This window comes from Rhodococcus sp. T7 (assembly GCF_009872365.1).
GTDB lineage: Bacteria > Actinomycetota > Actinomycetes > Mycobacteriales > Mycobacteriaceae > Rhodococcus_F.
This window is the reverse complement of record NZ_WXYH01000221.1, coordinates 87,238-105,083: the sequence shown is the minus strand read 5'-3', so window position 1 is coordinate 105,083 and position 17,846 is coordinate 87,238. Positions and strand designations below refer to the sequence as shown.

The following is a 17,846-nucleotide window of genomic DNA, read 5'->3' as shown; positions in this document are numbered from 1 at the left end:
TGGCGCGAAAGTGTGACCATAAGTCGCGACGTGAATACCCGTCAAACGTCGGTCATGCAGTGCACTCGAGCGGTCGGCCGGTGCCGGCGGGCGCGTCACGGTGAATCGGGCCGGTGAGCAGCTGGAGTTCGAGCCCCGTGGTGCCCCGGGTTGTCTTCATCATCTCAGCCAGGATCGACACCGCCGTCTCCTCCGGGGTGCGGGCACCCAGGTCGAGGCCGATCGGCGAATGCAGCCGCGCCAGCTCCGCCGCGGTCGTCCCCTGTTCGCGCAGCAGCGCGACGCGGCGGTCGTGTGTGGCCCGGCTGCCCATCGCGCCGATGTACGCCGCATCCGATCGCAGGGCCAGTTCCAGCAGGGGAATGTCGAATTTCTCGTCGTGGGTCAGCACGGCCAGCACGGTCCGGCGGTCGACCGGTGCGGTCTCGAGGAACCGGTGCGGCCACATCACGACGACGTCGTCGGCGTCCGGGAATCGGGCGCGGGTCGCGAACACGGCGCGGGCGTCGATCACGGTGACGTGGTAGCCGGCGAACGCGCCCAGCGTGCACATGGCGGCGGCGAAGTCGATGGCCCCGAAGATGTACATCCGCGGTAGCGGCGCGAAGATCTCGACCATGCACACCGTCTCGGACCGCAGCTGATACACCTGCGACTCACCGGCGTCGAACCGTCGGCGGACACTGTCGACGTCGGCGGCGTTCAGGTCGAGGTCGCCCACCGGGCCGTCCCCGGTGATCACGCAGCGCCGGGTTCGCGATCCGTCGCCGGTCTCCGTCACGACGGCGATCGACTCGCCGCCGCGGATGCGCCGCGCCGTGTCCGCGAAACCCGGGAAGTCGTGCCGTCCGATGCGCTGGACGAACACCTCGATGGTGCCGCCGCACGTCAGTCCGACACCGATCGCGTCGTCGTCGGCCACACAGAACACTTCGGTGCGGCTCCGCCCGTCGGCCAGCACGTTCCGCGCCGTCTCGTACAGCGTGCTCTCGACGCACCCACCGGACACACTTCCGAGGACCTCACCGGATTCCGACACGGCCATCGCCGCGCCCGGCGCCCGCGGGGACGACTTCCAGGTGCGCACCACCGTGGCGAGCGCGAACGTCTCGCCGCGGTCGAACCACGATTCCAGGCCCGTCAGGATGTCGCGCATCGTCTCGTCCTCCTCGGGTGCTTCTTCGGTAGCTCACGCTAACCGGCGACGACCCGCCGTCGCGGCACACAATGCGCCGAAATCCCCAGCGGCCGCTTGTGCATTCTCGCCATCGCTATCGACGGGCGAGTCCGCAATTCTCGGACGGTCTCCCCTTCCTTCACAGAGAACCGAGGATCCACCATGAACCAGTTGCTCAGCGGGATCCGGGTCCTCGACCTCACGCGGGCCCCCGCCGGACCGCTGTGCACGGCACTGCTGTCGGACTTCGGCGCCGACATCATCAAGGTCGAGACCCGTTCCGGTGGCGACAGTTCCCGGCAGTGGCCGCCGTTCGACGGCAGCGACAGCCTCTACTTCACCTCCGTCAACCGCGGCAAGCGTTCGGTCGCCCTCGACATGCGCAGCGAACAGGGCCGGAAACTGCTGCGCCGCATCGCCGTCGGCGTGGACGTCATCGTGGAGAACTTCCGGCCGGGTGTCCTCGCGGACATGGGACTCGACCAGGAATCGCTGGCCGCGGACAATCCCGGGGTGATCGTCATGAGTGTCAGCGGTTTCGGGCCTACCGGTCCCGAGCAGTTCTCGCCGGGCCTCGATCAGGTGGCGCAGGGCATGTCGGGCCTGATGTCGGTGACCGGTGCCGGCGACCACACGCCGATGCGCGTCGGAATCCCGATCATCGACACGGTGTCCGGTATCTATGCGGCGCTGGGCATCACGGCGGCGCTCGTGGCCCGGGGGCGAGACGGTGCGGGTCATCACGTGCAGACGTCGCTGCTCGAATCGGCGCTGTCGATCATGTCGTTCCAGGCGCAGGACTACCTGAGCACCGGACGCGTCGCGGAGCCGAACGGGAACACGCACCCGACGATCACGCCGTACGGCACGTTCGACACCGCCGATTTCCCCATCATCATCGCGACCGGTTCGGACCGGCACTGGCAGTCGCTGTGCGACGTTCTCGGGGACCGCGAACTCGCCGACCGGCCCGAATATCGCACCGGCCAGTCACGACTCGCACATCGGGATCAGCTCACCAAGGAACTGCTCGAACTGCTGTCCGCACGTCCGGCCGCCGAATGGGTGACGCTGATTCGTGCGGCGGGCATCCCGTGCGGTCCCGTCCACACGATCGATCAGGCGTTCGCCGACCCGCAGGTGCGGGCCCTGAAGATGGTGCAGCCCGTGGCCACCCCGGACGGCGGTGAGGTGCCGCTGGTCCGGGGCCCGTTCTGGGTGGACGAGGAAACCCTGCCGATCCGGAACGCGCCGCCGATGGTGCTGGGACAGGACACCGCCGAGGTGCTGGGCGAATTCGGGTTGAGCGAGGAAGACATCGAGGACCTTCGGCGGGACCGGGTGATCTGACGTCCGGCCGTGGTCGCCTCACAACCGGGCGGCCACGGCCAGCGCGACGTGCTCACACCACGGCCGCGCGACGACCTGCACGCCGATCGGCAACCCGGACCGGGTGTTTCCCACCGGGACGACGACGGACGGCAGGCCCGTCACACTGATCGCGCGACAACTCGCCAGGGCCTGAGCCCAGGTCAGCGACTGCCCACCGACGTCGAACAGTTCTTCGCCGAGCGGGGGCGCCGGAATCGAGGCGACGGGGAGGACGAGGACGTCCCCCATCTCGCCGAGCAACCGGTGCACGAGTTCCGATCGCCGCGCCCACAGCCGTTCGACCCCGCGCCGGTCCACGTCCCACCCGGCGGCGAGCATCGCGGCGATGTTCGCGCCGAAGGCGGTGCCGAGTTCTGCGATGTCGGTGTGGGTTTCGACGGACCGCAGCGTCCCGAACAGGTCGTTCCCCTCCGCCAGCGCAACACCCCGGTAGGGGCGGGCCCCGAGTTGCCGGGCGGCACCGGCGACGGCCGCGACGATCTCCTCGTCCACCGGGACGGTCCCCTCACCGGGCGCCCATGTGACGTCGAGACGCGAGAGGTCTACCGTGCCCGGGTCCGTCCACCGGTACTGCCGGGACGAGAGCACCCGCAGCACGAGGGCCGCGTCGTCCAGCGTCCGCGCCATCGGACCGATCGTCTGCAGCGTGCCGTGCATGGTCGCCGGGTTGGTCAGCAGGTGATCGCCGGACGGGACGCCGGGATACTGCCCGTCGGGGTCGACCCGGCCGACGGTCGGGCGGACGGAGCGCAGTCCCGTGCAGTGTGCGGGCCAGCGCACCGACCCGCCGAAGTCGGTGCCGAGACCGACCACGCTCATCCCGGAGGCGATCGCCGCCGCCTCGCCGCCGCTCGAACCCCCGGGTGAGCGGGGAACCCCGTCGGGCCGGAGCGGGTTCACGGTGTACCCGAACAGGTCGTTGTGGGTGAGACCGCTGGCCCCGAACTCCGGGGTGTTCGTCTTGCCGACGAGGATCGCGCCGGCCGCCCTCATCGCGGCCACCGCGGGGGCGTCGACGCGCGGCACGTTGTGCTCGAGCGCGCGTGAACCCGCTGTCGTCCGGACCCCCGCGGTCGCGATGAGGTCCTTCACCGTGAACGGCACCCCGGCGAGCGGTCCGACGTCCTCACCTCGGCCGATCCGGGTGTCGAGGTCGTCGGCGGCCCGGATCGCCTGGTCCTCGGCGACGGTGACGACGGCGTTCAGCTCCGGGTTGCGGGCCTTGATGTGCGCCAGGTGGTCGTCGAGCACCTGGCTCGCGGACACCTCTCGGCCGGTCACGGCGCGGGCGATCGCGTGCGCGTCCGAGCCGACCCAGCGGCCGTCGTTACCCCACACATGTCCTCCTCGGCTCGGGCTCAGTGCTCGACGCTAGACATCCCCGGACCCGCCGCACACGGCCAGTGTGCACAGGAATGCGGCGCCCGAGCTGTGAAGAGTTGATACTTCGCCGCGCTACCGGTTCTGGGAGGATCGGATGATGCTCTCGCCCTGGGTCCGCCTTGCCTTCGCGCTGTTCGCGGTCAGCTGGGGAGCCAACCAGTTCGCCCCGATGCAGCTGGTCTACCGCGACCAACTCGGTCTCGGGGGCGGTTCGTTCACCGCGATGCTCGCGTCGTATGTCGTCGGGCTGATCCCTGCGCTGCTGTACTTCGGGCGCGTGTCCGACCGGTTCGGCCGGCGCGCGGTGATCCGTCCGATGATCCCCGTCGGCATCGTCTCCTCCCTCGTCCTGATCGCGGGAGCCGCCGTCCCCGACCTGCTCTATCTGGGACGGGTGCTGGCCGGACTCGCGTCCGGCATGGCGTTCGGCGCCGGCACCGCCTGGATGAAGGAACTCAGCTCCGCGTCGCAGGCCGGGGCCGGTGCGCGCCGCGCGGCGGTGTCGTTGTCGGCGGGCTTCGGCTGCGGCGCCCTGTTCGCCGGTGTGATCGCGCAGTGGCTGCCCGCGCCGGAACTGCTCCCGTATCTGGTGCACATCGTGTTGATGGCCCTGGCCCTGGCGCTGGTGTGGTCGGTGCCCGATGCACGGGCCCGCGCGACGGACCTCGTCGCCAAGCCCCTGTCCGCGCTCGCGACGTCCCGGTTCCGGTGGGGCATCGCGCCCTGGGCGCCGTGGGTGTTCGGGGTGGCGACCGTGTCGTTCGCGACGCTTCCGCCGCTCGTGTCCGAGTCGCTGCGCTCCACGTCGGTGGCGTTCACCGGTCTCGTCGCGGCGCTGACCCTGATCACCGGGGCGGTGATCCAGCCGTGGGCCAAACGGTGGTCGGAGCAGGACGACGACGCCGGAATCCGCGTCGGCATCCTGCTCGGGGTGCTGGGTTTCGGCGCCGCGCCCGTGGTCGCCTATACCGGCGGTGCGCTGTCGGTCGCCGCGATCGTCGTCGCGGCCTTCCTGCTCGGATCCTGCTACGGCATCCTGCTCGGGTCGGGTCTCGCGTCCGTCGAGAAGCTGTCGCCGGAAGACGAACTCGCACAGACCGTGGCGGTGTTCTACTGCCTGATCTACATCGGCTTCGCCGTTCCGTTCGTCATCTCACTCCTCGCCCCGCACGTCGGCTATGCCGCCTGTTTCGCGGGGGCGGCATTACTGATGCTGGTGTCCGTGGCCGTGGGCCGCAAGGCGAAGGATCCGCACCTCACCCCCAGGTGAGTGGCAAAGTGTGCTCGCGCACGCTTTGCCACTCACGTGCGGGTCAGCGGGAGCGGACGGGGATCAGCGGCGGCCAGGGCCAGTGCTGCGCGAGGCGACCCCGGGCCCGCAGGAAGCCGAGGCCCAGCACCAGGCCGAAGATCAGATGCCCGATCAGCGACAGGGTGATCGTCGTCGGCGTCAGCGGGAACATGTCGCGCTGACCGCGGTCCGACAGCGCGACCGTGCCGATCAGCCCGGCCCAGACCGGAAACACCGCGAACGTGACGAACGCGAGGAGAACGGTGCGACTGGACCGGTGCTGGAGGCCGGCCGCCAGGGCGATGAGGAAGAATGCGATGCCGATTCCGCCGCCGTCGCCGAAGTAGCGCCACAGGTATCCGACGATCGCACCGGTCCGGCTGTCGGTTCCCGAGTGGAGCCAGGTGCCCATCTTCGGGATGAAATCGCCCCACAGTCCGAGCAGATACACGGTGTCGAGGCGGAAGACGTCATAGGCCAGACACGCGAACATTCCCCAGCCGAGGCCGTGGCCGACGATGCGGTCGATCGGGTGCGGAGCGAACACGCACAACACGGCGAGGGAGGTTGCGAGCGGAATGATCACCAGCGCACCGGTGGTGTTCATCGGCACGACGCCGAACACCTGCGCGGAGATCGCCAGCAGCGGCAGGGACGCGAGCAGCAGGTACAGGCCGATCCGCGCGAAGGTCCAGTGGTGACGGACCGGTTTCGGGGCGGATTCGACAACGGGCGAGACGACTGGTGAGACTGCGGGTGCGACGTCGGGTGAGACGCGGCCCGGCGGATCGTGTTCGTGCGTGTCGCGGACGGTGGTGCCGAGGATGTGGGGCATGCGAGGGTTCCATTCGGTCGAGGGGCTTGTTCGGGTGGTCGGTTTTCCGAGTTCCCAGCGTCCTTCGAATGCCTGCCGTGCGAATAGTCCCCCGAGGGGTGGTGATCGGCACCCCTCAATAGGCGCGTCCGAAGACCACCCGCTTCCCGTACGCCGACGACGCCCCGCACCGCACGCACACTCCCGTCTCCGGTTCGCCGTCCCGGGGCACGCACCGCGGGGTGGCGGCGGTGCGGGCCTTGATGTCCTCCTCGCAGGTGGCGCTCCCGCAGTGCAGTGCGAGTGCCCACCCCGTCGACACCGCGTCGGCGAACCGTTCCCAGTCGTCGACGGTCCGAGTGTGGCTGTCGCGGAACGTAGTCGCGCGAGCGAGCAGGAAATCCTGGAAGTCGTCCAGGACCCCCGGCAGGGTTTCGGGCAGGGAGTCGATCGGCACGGCCTGCTTACCGTCGTCGCCGAGACGCTTCACCATCATCGCGGTGCCCGCCTTCAGATCTCGTGGGCCGAGTTCGAGCCGGACCGGGACGCCGCGCAACTCCCACTCGTTGTATTTGAACCCGGGGGTCAGCTGGGGCCGGGCATCGACGTGAGTCCGCACACCCGCCGCACGCAGGCGACGAGCCAGGTCCTCGGCCGCATCCTCGACGGCAGCGTTGCCGCCACGGGCGATCGGCACGATCACCACCTGGTACGGCGCCAACCGCGGCGGCAGCACCAGGCCCTTGTCGTCGCCGTGTGCCATGACGATGCCACCGATCATCCGGGTGCTCATCCCCCAGGACGTCGTGTGACACAGCTCTTCTCGACCGTCGTCGGCGGTGTAGCGGATGTCGAACGCCGACGCGAAGTTGGTGCCCATGTAATGCGAGGTGCCGGATTGCAGCGCCCGGCCGTCCCGCATCATGCCCTCGATCGTGTACGTCGCCACCGCGCCGGCGAACCGTTCACCGGGTGTCTTCTCACCCGGCACGACCGGAATCGCGGCCCACTCCCGCGCCACCTCGTGATACAGGTCGAGCGCGAGCATCGTCTCACGGCGGGCCGCCGCCTCGCCTGCGTGCGCGGTATGACCCTCCTGCCACAGAAATTCCGTGGTGCGGAGAAACATTCGGGGTCGCAGCTCCCACCGCACGACGTTCGCCCACTGGTTCAACAACAGCGGCAGGTCGCGGTACGAGCTGATCCATTTGGCCATCATCTCACCGATGATCGTCTCCGACGTCGGCCGCACCACCAAGGGTTCTTCCAGCTTCTTCCCGCCGGCGTGGGTGACCACCGCCAGTTCCGGGGAAAACCCTTCGACGTGTTCCGCTTCCCGGCCGAGGTAGCTCTCCGGAATCAGCAACGGAAAGTATGCATTCTCGTGACCGGTGTCTTTGATGCGGCGGTCCAGTTCGGACTGCAGCAGCTCCCACAGCCGGTACCCGTACGGCCGGATCACCATGGTGCCCTTGGCCGGACCCCGGTCGACGAGCCCGGCCTTGAACACCACCTCGTTGTACCAGGCAGCGAAGTCCTCACTCTGGGCGATCACACCGCGTTCATCCCGTGCCATGCCCACGCAGACTACTCGGGACATAAGCCATTGATCGACCGATTTTTGCAGGGGTTCTCCAACATCCCGCCGCTGCCGCAATCCAGACCGTTGAGATAATTGCCCGCGTCCGGTGTGGTGGTCACCGTGACGACTGTCCCGACCGGGAAGTCCGCATAGCACGGCCCGGACACCGATTGATCGCCGCTCTCGTACTTTAGGGGTACCCCGCTGGAGACACCAGGTGGCAGTTGATTCCTGCAGGTGTACTGGTCATGATGTTCCGCTCCGATCCCGATACGTGGGCCGGGCAGCACTGGACGAGCCGGAGCCGGCCAATTCTTCGCAATTGTTTGCCGCCGAAGCACCATTGGACGCCAACAGAGTGACCCTTGGACCTGGCTCTCTATTCACGCCGTGAGCGTTACGACGGACTCGTAGGCCTGGGTGTCGCATCAACCGACAGGCTGGTCTGTTCTCGAGTCTTCTCTCGTTCCGCACCGTTGTCACGGTTCCTCAGCGACCCGAATCGACTGAGCGACCTCACGGGCGCAGGAGGAATTCCCCGGCGAGTTGGATGGCTTCGCGTTTGGTGTACCCAGGGTGGTCGGCGACGATGAAGTGGCGTCCGATGGCGAGCCCGAACATCAGGGTGCTGCGCGCCTCGATCTCGTCGGGGTCGGTGACGAAGGTGCCGAACATCGTGCGCAGGAACTGCATCCGCTCGTTGTCGATGCGCTGCAGGCGTGCCGCGACGGACGGGTCGTGGTGCGCCCAGGCCCGGATCGCGAGGTCGATCCGGTGCAGGTCCTCCGAATAGGTGAGTTGACCCACGCGCCGGATGCGCTCGGCCGCGTCGCCGCCTTCGGCGTCGGCCTGGGCGATGACGGCCTTGGTGCAGCGGCGTTCCCACTCGTCGAGCATCTCCGTGAGCAACGCGGGCCTGCCGTCGAAGTAGCCGTAGAACCCACCCTTCGTGACGCCGAGTTCGGCGGCGAGTGCTTCGACGCGGACGGCGTCCGGTCCGCCTCGCGCGAGGGCGTCGAGGCCGGCCTCTATCCAGCGGTCTCGTGTGGTGCGGGCGACGGCGGGAATCGGTCCACCTCCATTGATCGCGGTCAATTTGTACGGTACCGTATAGATGAAATATACGGTGCCGTATAGATCGGGGACGACAGTGCCACGAATAGCAGAGGCCACCTACACCGAGCAGCCCTGGCGCATCCACGAATTCACCAGCGACTTCGACGTCGAGGACGTGTGGTCGTACCGCACTCCCGGAGCCGGTCCGGACGACTTCCCCACAATGCTCGCCGCGATGCGAGGCCGGGGCGGACTCGCGAAACAGCCCCGGGTGGTGCGGTTCCTGTTCGCCGTCCGGTGGAAGCTCGGCGAACTGTTCGGCTGGGACGACCCGTCGGCGGGCGTCGGCGAGCGGGTCGTCTCGCTCCGCGACCGCCTGCCCGACGACCTCCGCGCCGCTCCCCGCGGCCCCGACGACGCGGGCATTCCGCTCACAGCGGTCTACGAACTCGACCGGGAGGCCGCCCGCGAACTGGCGAACAAGACCGTGCACACCGTGATGCATCTCGGCTGGGTGCAGGGAGCGGACGGTGACTACGGGCTGCAGATGACGGTCCTCGTCAAACCCAACGGCCGGTTCGGGCGGCTCTACATGGCCGCCATCGCACCGTTCCGGCATCTCCTCGTCTACCCGGCCCTGACCCGGCAATGGGAACGCGCCTGGCGTGACTACGCCGCGAAATGAACAAATCGCTGTTCCCGATAGGAGACGGCCCCGGCCGGGTACCTTCGTGGCATGGGTGACGAGGCAATCGACCCCGTGACGGCGTATGAAGCGCTCTCCGCCGGCGCGCGCCTCGCCCTGCTGCGAGACCCCGAAGGCATCATGCCGCCGCAGTTCATCGGGCAGGTGATGGCCGTGTGCGGGGACTCGTGCGTCGCGGGCATCACCGGGGGACCCGATCCGATTCCGCAGATGGCGATGCTCCAGGGGCCGCTCTCGGAGTACCTCGCCCAATGCCGGTGCGTGCTCGACGCGTGGTGGAATTCGTTGACACCGCGAGCCCGGGCGGGCATCAGGTGCCGCGAGGCGGTACCCGAATCGCTGGCACTGCAGCTGCCCAAGCACATTCCGTGGACTGCGGTGTCTACGCCCGGTTCCCACCTGCTGGTGCGCGACTACCTGGAATTGCAGGCGACGGGATACGAACTGATGTAGTTCAGTCGGAGACCTTCTCTCCTGAGATCGCTTCCGGTTCGTATTCGTCGTGACGGCGCAGCCAGCTCATGAACGGGTCGTCGCCGCGGCGCGGTTCCGGTTCCCAGTCCTCCTGACGGCCGCGAGCGGTGAGGTCGAGCCAGTGATAGGTGCCGACGAGCATGTCGGTGGAGCGCGCGTAGCCGGAATAGGTGTGGAAGACGCGCTCACCCTGGCGGAGGAAGGCACTGACGCCGTGCTCCTCGCCGGACCAGCCCTTCCACGCCGGGTCCATGCGCTCGAGCTCCGCCGCGTCCTTGTAGTTGTATTCGACCGGCGCGACCGACGCGTCGATAGTGACATGGAAGTCGTAGTTGAAGTCGCTGCCGAGCGAGGAGTACCACGGGACCGTCCAGCCCATGCGCTGCCGGTACTGCTCGAGCTTGTGCAGGGGTGCGCGCGACACGGCCGCGAACGAGGTGTCCCGGGCGTAGAGGTGGTGGAGGTCGCCGACGTTGTCCAACGTGAACGTGCAGGACGGGCATCCTTCGTCGGCGTCGGGTTCGAACATGAAGTGGTAGATCAGGAGTTGGCCGCGGCCGTCGAACAGATCGACGAGCCGGGCCCGGCCCCCGGGACCGTCGAACTCGTAGTTCTCGGTGATTTCGACCATCGGTAGCGCGCGCCGGGCGGCGTTGACCCGGTCGCGGTGGCGGGTCAGTTCCTTCTCCTGTGCGAGCAGTTCGCGCCGCGCGACGAGCCATTGCTCGCGGGTGGTGACCTGTGGATCGGACGCTGTCATCGTTCGTCTCCTCTCGTAGGGCACCCCCATCGTCCCAGCCCGCGCTCGGCGGCGGCTACCCCGTTTCCGCCGCCGATCGGTGCGGTCTCCGACGTCAGCGGCTGGTGAGGACGACGAGTTGCTGGGTTGCCCGGGTCATGGCGACGTAGCGGTCGACGGCTCCCTCGATGCCCTCGCCGAACGATTCCGGGTCGACGAGGACGACGAGGTCGAACTCGAGCCCCTTCGACAGTTCCGGTGTCAGCGACCGGATGCGGGACGTCGGCCGGAACGTCGGATCGCCTATGACGCAGGCGATTCCGTCGGAGTTCGACGCCAGCCAGGTGTCCAGGATCGAGCGCAGGTCCGACACCGGGCCGTGGACGACGGGGATGCCGCTGCTGCGGATGGACGTCGGCACGTTGGCGTCCGGCAGCGCGGCCCGGATCACCGGTTCGGCTTCCGTCATGACCTCTTCCGGCGTCCGGTAGTTGATGCTCAGCGCGGCCAGGTCGATCCGGTCCAACCCGATCCGCTCGAGCCGTTCGCGCCACGACTCCGTGAACCCGTGCCGGGCCTGGGCACGGTCCCCGACGATGGTGAAGCTGCGGGACGGGCAGCGCAGCAGCAACATCTGCCACTCCGCGTCCGTGAGTTCCTGAGCCTCGTCCACCACGACGTGCGCGAACGGTCCGGCCAGCAGGTCGGGGTCGGCGCTGGGCAGGGCGGTCTCGTCGACCAGGGACTGCTGCAGGTCCTGGCCGCGCAGCATCGACATGACGAGCATTTCGGAGTCGTCGGCCGCGATCAGGTCGTCGACGACGGTGCTCATCCGCGCGCGTTCGGCGGCGACGGTGGCGTTGTACCGACGCTGCCGAAGCGACGCCTCCGGGTCCCCGAGCCGCTGCCGTGCCGCGTCGAGGAGCGGCAGGTCGGACACCGTCCAATTCTTGGCGTCCGCGCGCTGCAGTGCCCGAACCTCGTCGGGGCTGAGCCAGGGCGCGCACTTGCGCAGGTAGGCGGGCACCGACCACAGGTCTCCCACGAGATCCGCGGCTTCGATCATCGTCCACGAGTTGTCGAGCGTCGCGCGCAATTCGTCGTTCTGCAGCAACGACTTCCGAACCTGGGCCGCGGGAGCATCCCCGTCGTACTTGTCCACCAGGATCGTGAGCAGCAGCTCCCAGATCTGTTCGCGCGCTTCGTTGTGCGGGGTACCGGGCTCCGGCGCTTCGAACGCCTCGGCCCAGTCTTCGGCGCTCAACCAGATGTCGGACCAGTCGGTCGCGACCGTCATGCCCTTGGCGGGCGGCTCCTCGTAGAACTTCACGGCCGCGTCGATCGCCCTCACCAGATCCGCCGACGACTTCAGCCGCGCCACCTCCGGATCCTTCTCGACCCGGGCGGTCGCACCCTCGGTGACGAGGTCCCGCAGCGTGCAGAGCTGCACACCCTCCTCGCCGAGGCTGGGCAGCACGTCGGCGACGTACGCCAGGTACGGCTCGTGCGGGCCGACGAACAGCACGCCGTGGCGGAGCCGGGGATCGGAGTACAGCAGGTACGCGGCGCGGTGCAGCGCGACGACGGTCTTGCCCGTACCCGGGCCGCCGTCGACGACGAGGGCGCCGCCGGATCCCGCGCGGATGATGGCGTCCTGATCGGCCGCGATGGTGCCGAGCACGTCTCGCATCCGGGCCGACCGGTTGCTGCCCAGGCTGGCGATGAACGCGGACTGGTCGTCCAGTGCAGCGTTCCCTTCGAACCCGTCCGAGGTGAACACCTCGTCCCAGTAGTCGCTGATCCGGCCGCGGGTCCAGCGGTATCTGCGGCGGCTGGCCAGGCCCATCGGGTTGGCGTGGGTGGCGCCGAAGAACGGCTCGGCCGCGGGGGAGCGCCAGTCGACCAGCAGTTGATTGCCCGCGCTGTCCATGAGGCCGAGGCGTCCGATGTACACGGGCTCGGCATCGTCGGCGCCGACGATGTGCCCGAGGCACAGGTCCAGGCCGAATCGGCGCAGGGCACGCAGTTGGGCGCTCAGGTCGTGAACCATCATGTCCCGCTCCATCGCCTCCTGACCGAGACGTCGGGGCGCCTTGCGCTCCGAGTCGATGCGGCGGGACAGGTCGGCGATGGACTGCTCGAGGCTCTCCTCGATCGCCGCGAAGTGCCGCTCGTCGCCGGCGATCAGCACCGGATCGGCCTTGGGCGCGAGGTGGTCCGGAAGGTCGAAAGCGCCGACGGTAAGGGGTCTCGCGTCAACAGCTCCGATCCGAGTTGGGTGATATGGATTCAGATTTTCGGCGCGCACTCACGACTCCCATTTCCGCAGGTTCCGGCTCAGGCCGGTAATTCTGCGACACCACCCGGGCCTTGCCGCAAGCCCCCGGGTGCGCTATACATTAAAAGTGGAAGAGAGTTGTTCTCCTTCCACTCTTCCCACTCCTCGTCCGATTCGGATCGACATACCCCTGTGCGCAGTAAACCCTCGTCGATTCGACGTGGGCAAGGCTCGCCCAGATGTTCGCGACCCCGCATGCGCGCGTTCGGAAGCCGAATCAGTCAGACTGTCAGTACATTTGACGGTGATAAGCGTGCAGCCGCTGGAGGTTCGGCCCGGAATGAGACAGGAATCCAACACCACGCCGGGCGACCAGAGAATCTGACCGCACCCTGCACCGGACGAGGAGAGGTTATTACGATGAGCAGTCCCAAAGACTGGAACACGAACGTCATCGCCGAATTCCGGGCGAACCAGGGCCGAGTGGGCGGCCCGTTCGAGGGTGCTCCAATGGTGCTGGTGCATCATCAGGGTCGTAAGACCGGGCGCGAGCTGGTGAGCCCGATGATGTATTTGCCGGACGAGCAAGACCGGGACACGATCTATGTCTTCGCTTCCAAGGCCGGCGCACCGACAAATCCCGACTGGTACTACAACCTCGTCACCGCAGGTCAGGCAGAGATCGAACGTGGTACCGAGCAGTACCCTGTGGTCGTCGGCGAGGTGACCGGTGACGAGCGGGGTCGGATCTTCGCCGAGCAGGCTCGTAGGTATCCGGGCTTTGCCGGATACGCTGAGAAAACTGTGGGCATTCGGACGATTCCCGTGCTGGCGCTGCGCCGCTCATGAGGCGATCGGGCAACGTGGCTTCTTCTCGAGCTGCAAGAAGAGGTCGGTGAGCTGACCCAGGCCTTTCTGATGACGACAGGGCAGGCACGGGACAAGGGGCGATCACCGGAACAGCGGGACGAGGCTTTCCGACGCGAAGTCGCCGACGTGTTCTGTCAGACCCTGTTGCTCGCCCGCTTTCACGACATCGACGTGATGGGTGCAGTGCACGACAAGTGGCTGGCGTGGGCGGAACCTGGAATCGACTCCTGAAACAGTCACGGGTGGTGACGCTTTCGACCCTCCGTCGAATCCGGTCCGCGCGCGTATTCCCCGGTGTTAATGTGGGAATACTCGTCCTCACCGAAAGGTGCACCTCGATGAGAAGATTCGCTCGAAGAGCCGGTGGAACCATCGTGGCGATGGCGCTCACCGCGGCCGCTTTCGTCGTGTCACCGCCACCGGTGTACGGATTTGCCGAGGATATTTGCTACACCGAGGACGGTGCCCCGCCGCACAATTGCGCTCCGCTGCCACCCGAATGTCTACTCGACGATCCCAACTCGCCGATCTGCGGCGCCGAGGCCTTCGTCAGCTACGGGGTCACGTTGCGCCGCCCGCTCGGCGGACGGAGTCTCGTGCACTCGGACTCGACGTACATCATCGCCCGCACCGTCGGTTTCTCCGAACAGGATGCGTACTGGATCGCGGCGTACGACGAGGCCACCGACCTCGGCACGTTCGTCCCACGCGACATCTTCGGCAGGCCTGCCGCCGGCGCCGACGCGCTGACCACCAAGGACATCAGCGGCCTGGTGCGCACCCACTTCGACACCGGCGGGTTCCTCTTCCACTTCCTGCCCACGTTGCGCGGGCCGACGGATCCCCTGCCCAACGGGCTGCAGCCGAACGTCGACGATCCGCGGCACGAGATCATGCTCACGCACCTGCGGACGTGGGCGATGGCCGGGCCGGGAAGCAACGCGCCGCTGTGCACGGGAGGTTTCACGAACCCCTCCGCCAACGGCGACTACGGCACGGGCGCAACATGTTACGGAGACGCGAACCCGGTCCCGATCAACGGGATGTACAGCCTCGAGACTCCGGCCGCCATCCCGTTCACCAACATGACCGGGCAGCAGGTCATCACCGACAACGTCCTGTCGTCGCAGTTCGACTCCTGGGTCGGCGACAATTCCTGGAATGCCCGGACCGGCATCTACCTTCACGCTCTCGGTGACCGCATCTCGCACCACGTGTGCACCGACGCCGGCACGATCACGCCGCCGGGCCCCGCCGGGCAGGACTTCCGGATCGATCTGAATCAGCCCACCTGCGACCAGGGTCCGCACGCGCTCCGCCACGAATACGAGACGGGTGTGGACTTCGCCGGGCTGAACCCGGAAGACCAGACGACCGAGGCTGCGTTGTCGATGGTGTACGACGAACTCGTCAACTTCGCGCGTACGCGGGGAACGCTGGACGAGAACGCCACCGCGCCCGCGACGAAGAACGCCCTCCTGAACGACGGCCTGCTGCCTGCGCTCGAGATCCGCGAACCGGTCGAGCGACTGACCGCCGTCACCGACGTCGGCTGCCGCGCGGGCGTTACCCCGTTCCCCGGAAATCCGGCCTGCCGCTGATCGCGCCCGCCTGCCGTCAGCTGCCGAAGGGGGACGCGCTGTTGGAGTACCGCGCGAAGTCGCCCTGCGCCCCGCTGTAGACGTTGAGGTCGACGTCGCCGTTGACGCCGGGGATGCGACCGGTGCTGGTGTACTGCCAGAACGTCCAGTTGCTCCAGCCGCCGGGGAGGGGGCCGGGCGTGTTCTGGCCGTTGTAGTCGGCGATCCAGAGGGGGTATCCGGCGAACTCGTTGGTGTTCGCCATCGCCGTCCGCCAGAAGGTCGGATAGGTGTAGATGATCGGCTGACGTCCGGTGAGCGATTGGACCGTGTCGAGGTAGCGGTGCGTCCAGTCGATCAGCGCGGCGGGCGGCAGCCCCGCGGACTGCTCGAGGTCGAGGACCGGCGGCATGTCACCCGGACCGTTGATGCCGAGGACCACCGTCGAGTAGAAGGCGGCCTGCGCTTCGGGCGACTGGGTGGGGTCCGCGTAGTGGTAGGCGCCGCGGGCGACCCCGGCGACGCGCATGGCGAGGCAGTCCTGGACGAAGTACGGATTGACGTAGTTGAGGCTCTCGGTGGCCTTGACCATCGCGAAGTCGTGGCCTGCGTTGCGGACGGAGAACCAGTCGATCGGTGATCCGCCCGGGTGTTGCCACGAGGCCACGTCCGGACCTCGGACGGGTTCGGCTGCGGCATGCCCCGGCACCGCGGCCGCGAGTGCACCGGCGAGCAGCAGCGGTGCGATCTTGGAGAACCTTCGGACCTTCACCCCGATAGCCATGCGCCCGAGGGTAGTGGTTGCGGCGTCCGAGTTGTGGGTTCTCGAGCCTCGTGGCCGAATCTTGTCGGGGATGATCACTTGGTGGCCGTGGGGGTGTTCTCACTCGGGTTCGAGGGCAGACCTTTCCGCGACCGAGCGCATGACGGGAAGCCAATGTTCCTCGAGAGCGGCGTGACCGATGAGCAGTCCGAGATGCCCGGCCTCCACCGAGCGTCGGCTGACCTGCGCCTGGGGGGTCGAGACGTACCGCTCGAGCGCCCAGACTTGCTCGGGCGGCGTGATGTGGTCTGCGGTGCCGGCGATCAGGACGAGCGGACAGGTGATGGCGTCGAGCATGACGGCTCTCCCGCCGACCTCGAGGCCGCCCGAGATCAGCCGATTCGACACGAACAGTTGCTGGATGATCCAGTCGCTGAAGGCCGCCGGCATATCCTCCGTCCATTCGAACCACCGCTTGAGATCGAGATAGCGCTCGACGAAGCGGGGATCGTCGAGGTGGGCGAGAAGGCCCATGGCACGTTCGAATTCGCCGGCCGGCTTGCCGAGTGGGACGCCGACCGCTTGGCTGATTCCGCGCTGCAGTGCCGCAACGGCGGCCACGATCGATCGGAACGACGCCATCTCGGTTCGCCGGAACATGGGGCTGATCCAGTCGAGGAGCTGGGACCGTCCGGCATGGAAGTCGATCGGCGCTCCGGCGACGACAAGGGTGTGAACACTGTCCGGGTACAGCGCCGTGTAGATCGTGGCCAGCCATCCGCCCTGGCTGTAACCGACGAGGTTGACCCGTCCTCCGAGGGAGTCGACTGTCTCGGACAGGAGGGCGATGTAGTCCTCGATCGACGCGTCGACGGTGCTGGGACCGGGGGGTTTCCAGTCGAGGCAATACAGGTTCGTCAGCCCGGACTCGCGGAGGGTGAGCATCAGGCTCCGTCCCGCCGCATAGTCGACGATCGACGAAGCGCGGCCGGACTGTGGTGGCAGTACGAGGGTTGCAACCTGGGCGCGCTCTCCTCGAAGTGCATAGTCGCGAAGATCGGCCAGGGGGCGCTGCCGGCGCACGGTGTTCGGATGCGCCCAGCTCGGGCGTTCCCGCGATGTCACGACCCGCCAGAACTCGGCGAAGTCGGTTGCCACGTCGAGAACGTCAGCGCGTCGTCGGCACAGTCCCGTGAGGTATCCCGACCATCCCTCGATCGCTGCCGCACCCAGCCCGAGCACGGTGGATGGGGGACTTGCATGGTGCTCGGTCGCGCGTGCCGTCACGGTCATCACTCCTCTCGAGGCACGAAAGTGGCCAGCATGGAATCCATGCTGGCCACTCGTCGGTCCGATCTACTTCAGAACCTCGCGCGCAGCCGACGTCAACGCGCTGCTGACCCCGTTGACGAAAGACGTCTGAGCCTTGGTCAAGGTTCCCACCCACTCGAGATTGCTGGCGGCGCCAACCTTCTCCTGGAAGTCCAGCGCACTGCGCAAAGTCTGCTCGTACGTGTCGATCGAGAGGTTGCCGGTCTGCTTCGCGGCCTCGACCAGCTTCTCGTTGAGGGACTGGATCCGCTCGGTGGTGTCGTCGAACGCCTTGCTCAGACCGGCGGTAGCCGCGGTTGCGGCATTGGTCGTGGCGTCGGTGACGGTCTTGGCTGTGGTCATGTTCTGGCTCCTTCGAGTGGATACACATCCCGTATGTCTGCTAGCAAGTTAGCATGGTCATTGCTAA

17 protein-coding genes are annotated in these 17,846 nt (G+C 67.6%); 7 read left to right on the top strand and 10 right to left on the bottom strand.

Annotated elements, in window-relative coordinates:
• Positions 1-52 precede the first annotated feature (52 nt).
• Complete coding sequence (locus MLGJGCBP_RS20805) at positions 53-1,156, bottom strand: XdhC family protein (RefSeq protein ID WP_160097827.1); 1,104 nt, start codon at positions 1,154-1,156, stop codon at positions 53-55.
• A 183-nt stretch (positions 1,157-1,339) separates the two neighbouring features.
• On the opposite strand from MLGJGCBP_RS20805, the gene MLGJGCBP_RS20800 reads away from it, so the two are divergent.
• Positions 1,340-2,527, top strand: a complete 1,188-nt coding sequence (locus MLGJGCBP_RS20800) for a CaiB/BaiF CoA transferase family protein (protein ID WP_160097826.1) — start codon at positions 1,340-1,342, stop codon at positions 2,525-2,527.
• Positions 2,528-2,545: 18 nt separating this feature from the next.
• Here MLGJGCBP_RS20800 and MLGJGCBP_RS20795 read toward each other — a convergent pair whose 3' ends face one another.
• On the bottom strand, positions 2,546-3,907 hold the full coding sequence (locus MLGJGCBP_RS20795) for an amidase (RefSeq protein ID WP_160097825.1): 1,362 nt from the start codon (positions 3,905-3,907) through the stop codon (positions 2,546-2,548).
• Between the two features lie 142 nt (positions 3,908-4,049).
• On the opposite strand from MLGJGCBP_RS20795, the gene MLGJGCBP_RS20790 reads away from it, so the two are divergent.
• Positions 4,050-5,222 carry an MFS transporter gene (locus MLGJGCBP_RS20790; RefSeq protein WP_160097888.1) on the top strand — a complete coding sequence of 391 codons (1,173 nt, stop codon included), beginning with the start codon at positions 4,050-4,052 and terminating at the stop codon, positions 5,220-5,222.
• Positions 5,223-5,265: 43 nt separating this feature from the next.
• On the opposite strand, the gene MLGJGCBP_RS20785 is transcribed toward MLGJGCBP_RS20790, so the two are convergent.
• The 3 genes from MLGJGCBP_RS20785 to MLGJGCBP_RS20775 form a co-directional block, all read right to left on the bottom strand.
• Positions 5,266-6,078 carry a hypothetical protein gene (locus MLGJGCBP_RS20785; RefSeq protein ID WP_160097824.1) on the bottom strand — a complete coding sequence of 271 codons (813 nt, stop codon included), beginning with the start codon at positions 6,076-6,078 and terminating at the stop codon, positions 5,266-5,268.
• A gap of 115 nt (positions 6,079-6,193) precedes the next feature.
• Positions 6,194-7,633, bottom strand: coding sequence for a proline--tRNA ligase (gene proS, locus MLGJGCBP_RS20780; protein WP_160097823.1), 1,440 nt, complete (start codon positions 7,631-7,633; stop codon positions 6,194-6,196).
• Between the two features lie 522 nt (positions 7,634-8,155).
• Positions 8,156-8,812: a TetR/AcrR family transcriptional regulator gene (locus tag MLGJGCBP_RS20775; RefSeq protein WP_160097822.1), complete on the bottom strand. Its 657-nt coding sequence runs from the start codon at positions 8,810-8,812 to the stop codon at positions 8,156-8,158.
• Here MLGJGCBP_RS20775 and MLGJGCBP_RS20770 point away from each other — a divergent pair.
• The gene (locus MLGJGCBP_RS20770) at positions 8,790-9,380 is read left to right on the top strand and encodes a DUF2867 domain-containing protein (protein WP_160097821.1); all 591 of its coding nucleotides are present in this window, start codon (positions 8,790-8,792) and stop codon (positions 9,378-9,380) included. The genes MLGJGCBP_RS20775 and MLGJGCBP_RS20770 overlap by 23 nt on opposite strands.
• 51 nt (positions 9,381-9,431) lie before the next feature.
• The gene (locus tag MLGJGCBP_RS20765) at positions 9,432-9,854 is read left to right on the top strand and encodes a hypothetical protein (protein ID WP_160097820.1); all 423 of its coding nucleotides are present in this window, start codon (positions 9,432-9,434) and stop codon (positions 9,852-9,854) included.
• 1 nt (position 9,855) lies between these two features.
• Here the strand turns inward: MLGJGCBP_RS20765 and MLGJGCBP_RS20760 are convergent, their stop codons facing one another.
• Together MLGJGCBP_RS20760 and helR are read right to left on the bottom strand one after the other, a co-directional pair.
• Positions 9,856-10,635: a DUF899 domain-containing protein gene (locus tag MLGJGCBP_RS20760; RefSeq protein ID WP_160097819.1), complete on the bottom strand. Its 780-nt coding sequence runs from the start codon at positions 10,633-10,635 to the stop codon at positions 9,856-9,858.
• 94 nt (positions 10,636-10,729) lie between these two features.
• Positions 10,730-12,883, bottom strand: coding sequence for an RNA polymerase recycling motor ATPase HelR (helR, locus tag MLGJGCBP_RS20755; RefSeq protein ID WP_160097887.1), 2,154 nt, complete (start codon positions 12,881-12,883; stop codon positions 10,730-10,732).
• Positions 12,884-13,312: 429 nt separating this feature from the next.
• Here helR and MLGJGCBP_RS20750 point away from each other — a divergent pair, with 429 nt between their 5' ends.
• The 3 genes from MLGJGCBP_RS20750 (at position 13,313) to MLGJGCBP_RS20740 (ending at position 15,363) form a co-directional block, all read left to right on the top strand.
• Positions 13,313-13,741, top strand: coding sequence for a nitroreductase/quinone reductase family protein (locus MLGJGCBP_RS20750; protein ID WP_160097818.1), 429 nt, complete (start codon positions 13,313-13,315; stop codon positions 13,739-13,741).
• A gap of 69 nt (positions 13,742-13,810) precedes the next feature.
• A complete protein-coding gene (locus MLGJGCBP_RS20745) occupies positions 13,811-13,993 on the top strand; it encodes a hypothetical protein (RefSeq protein WP_160097817.1) in 183 nt (60 codons plus the stop codon).
• Positions 13,994-14,100: 107 nt separating this feature from the next.
• Complete coding sequence (locus MLGJGCBP_RS20740) at positions 14,101-15,363, top strand: hypothetical protein (RefSeq protein WP_160097816.1); 1,263 nt, start codon at positions 14,101-14,103, stop codon at positions 15,361-15,363.
• A gap of 16 nt (positions 15,364-15,379) precedes the next feature.
• Here the strand turns inward: MLGJGCBP_RS20740 and MLGJGCBP_RS20735 are convergent, their stop codons facing one another.
• The 3 genes from MLGJGCBP_RS20735 to MLGJGCBP_RS20725 all read right to left on the bottom strand — a co-directional run bounded on the left by MLGJGCBP_RS20735 (position 15,380) and on the right by MLGJGCBP_RS20725 (position 17,779).
• The gene (locus MLGJGCBP_RS20735) at positions 15,380-16,126 is read right to left on the bottom strand and encodes a glycoside hydrolase family 25 protein (protein ID WP_087560838.1); all 747 of its coding nucleotides are present in this window, start codon (positions 16,124-16,126) and stop codon (positions 15,380-15,382) included.
• Positions 16,127-16,225: 99 nt separating this feature from the next.
• Positions 16,226-17,392, bottom strand: a complete 1,167-nt coding sequence (locus tag MLGJGCBP_RS20730; protein WP_236581226.1) for an alpha/beta fold hydrolase — start codon at positions 17,390-17,392, stop codon at positions 16,226-16,228.
• A 69-nt stretch (positions 17,393-17,461) separates the two neighbouring features.
• The gene (locus MLGJGCBP_RS20725; protein ID WP_087560836.1) at positions 17,462-17,779 is read right to left on the bottom strand and encodes a hypothetical protein; all 318 of its coding nucleotides are present in this window, start codon (positions 17,777-17,779) and stop codon (positions 17,462-17,464) included.
• Positions 17,780-17,846: the final 67 nt, after the last annotated feature.

Bases quoted from the DNA above. Each gene is read 5' to 3' on its own strand.
- MLGJGCBP_RS20805 (WP_160097827.1), bottom strand. From the start codon at position 1,156: ATGCGCGACATCCTGACGGGCCTGGAATCGTGGTTCGACCGCGGCGAG.
- MLGJGCBP_RS20800 (WP_160097826.1), top strand. From the start codon at position 1,340: ATGAACCAGTTGCTCAGCGGGATCCGGGTCCTCGACCTCACGCGGGCC.
- MLGJGCBP_RS20790 (WP_160097888.1), top strand. From the start codon at position 4,050: ATGCTCTCGCCCTGGGTCCGCCTTGCCTTCGCGCTGTTCGCGGTCAGC.
- MLGJGCBP_RS20785 (WP_160097824.1), bottom strand. From the start codon at position 6,078: ATGCCCCACATCCTCGGCACCACCGTCCGCGACACGCACGAACACGAT.
- proS (WP_160097823.1), bottom strand. From the start codon at position 7,633: ATGGCACGGGATGAACGCGGTGTGATCGCCCAGAGTGAGGACTTCGCT.
- MLGJGCBP_RS20765 (WP_160097820.1), top strand. From the start codon at position 9,432: ATGGGTGACGAGGCAATCGACCCCGTGACGGCGTATGAAGCGCTCTCC.
- MLGJGCBP_RS20760 (WP_160097819.1), bottom strand. From the start codon at position 10,635: ATGACAGCGTCCGATCCACAGGTCACCACCCGCGAGCAATGGCTCGTC.
- MLGJGCBP_RS20750 (WP_160097818.1), top strand. From the start codon at position 13,313: ATGAGCAGTCCCAAAGACTGGAACACGAACGTCATCGCCGAATTCCGG.
- MLGJGCBP_RS20745 (WP_160097817.1), top strand. From the start codon at position 13,811: ATGACGACAGGGCAGGCACGGGACAAGGGGCGATCACCGGAACAGCGG.
- MLGJGCBP_RS20740 (WP_160097816.1), top strand. From the start codon at position 14,101: ATGAGAAGATTCGCTCGAAGAGCCGGTGGAACCATCGTGGCGATGGCG.
- MLGJGCBP_RS20735 (WP_087560838.1), bottom strand. From the start codon at position 16,126: ATGGCTATCGGGGTGAAGGTCCGAAGGTTCTCCAAGATCGCACCGCTG.
- MLGJGCBP_RS20725 (WP_087560836.1), bottom strand. From the start codon at position 17,779: ATGACCACAGCCAAGACCGTCACCGACGCCACGACCAATGCCGCAACC.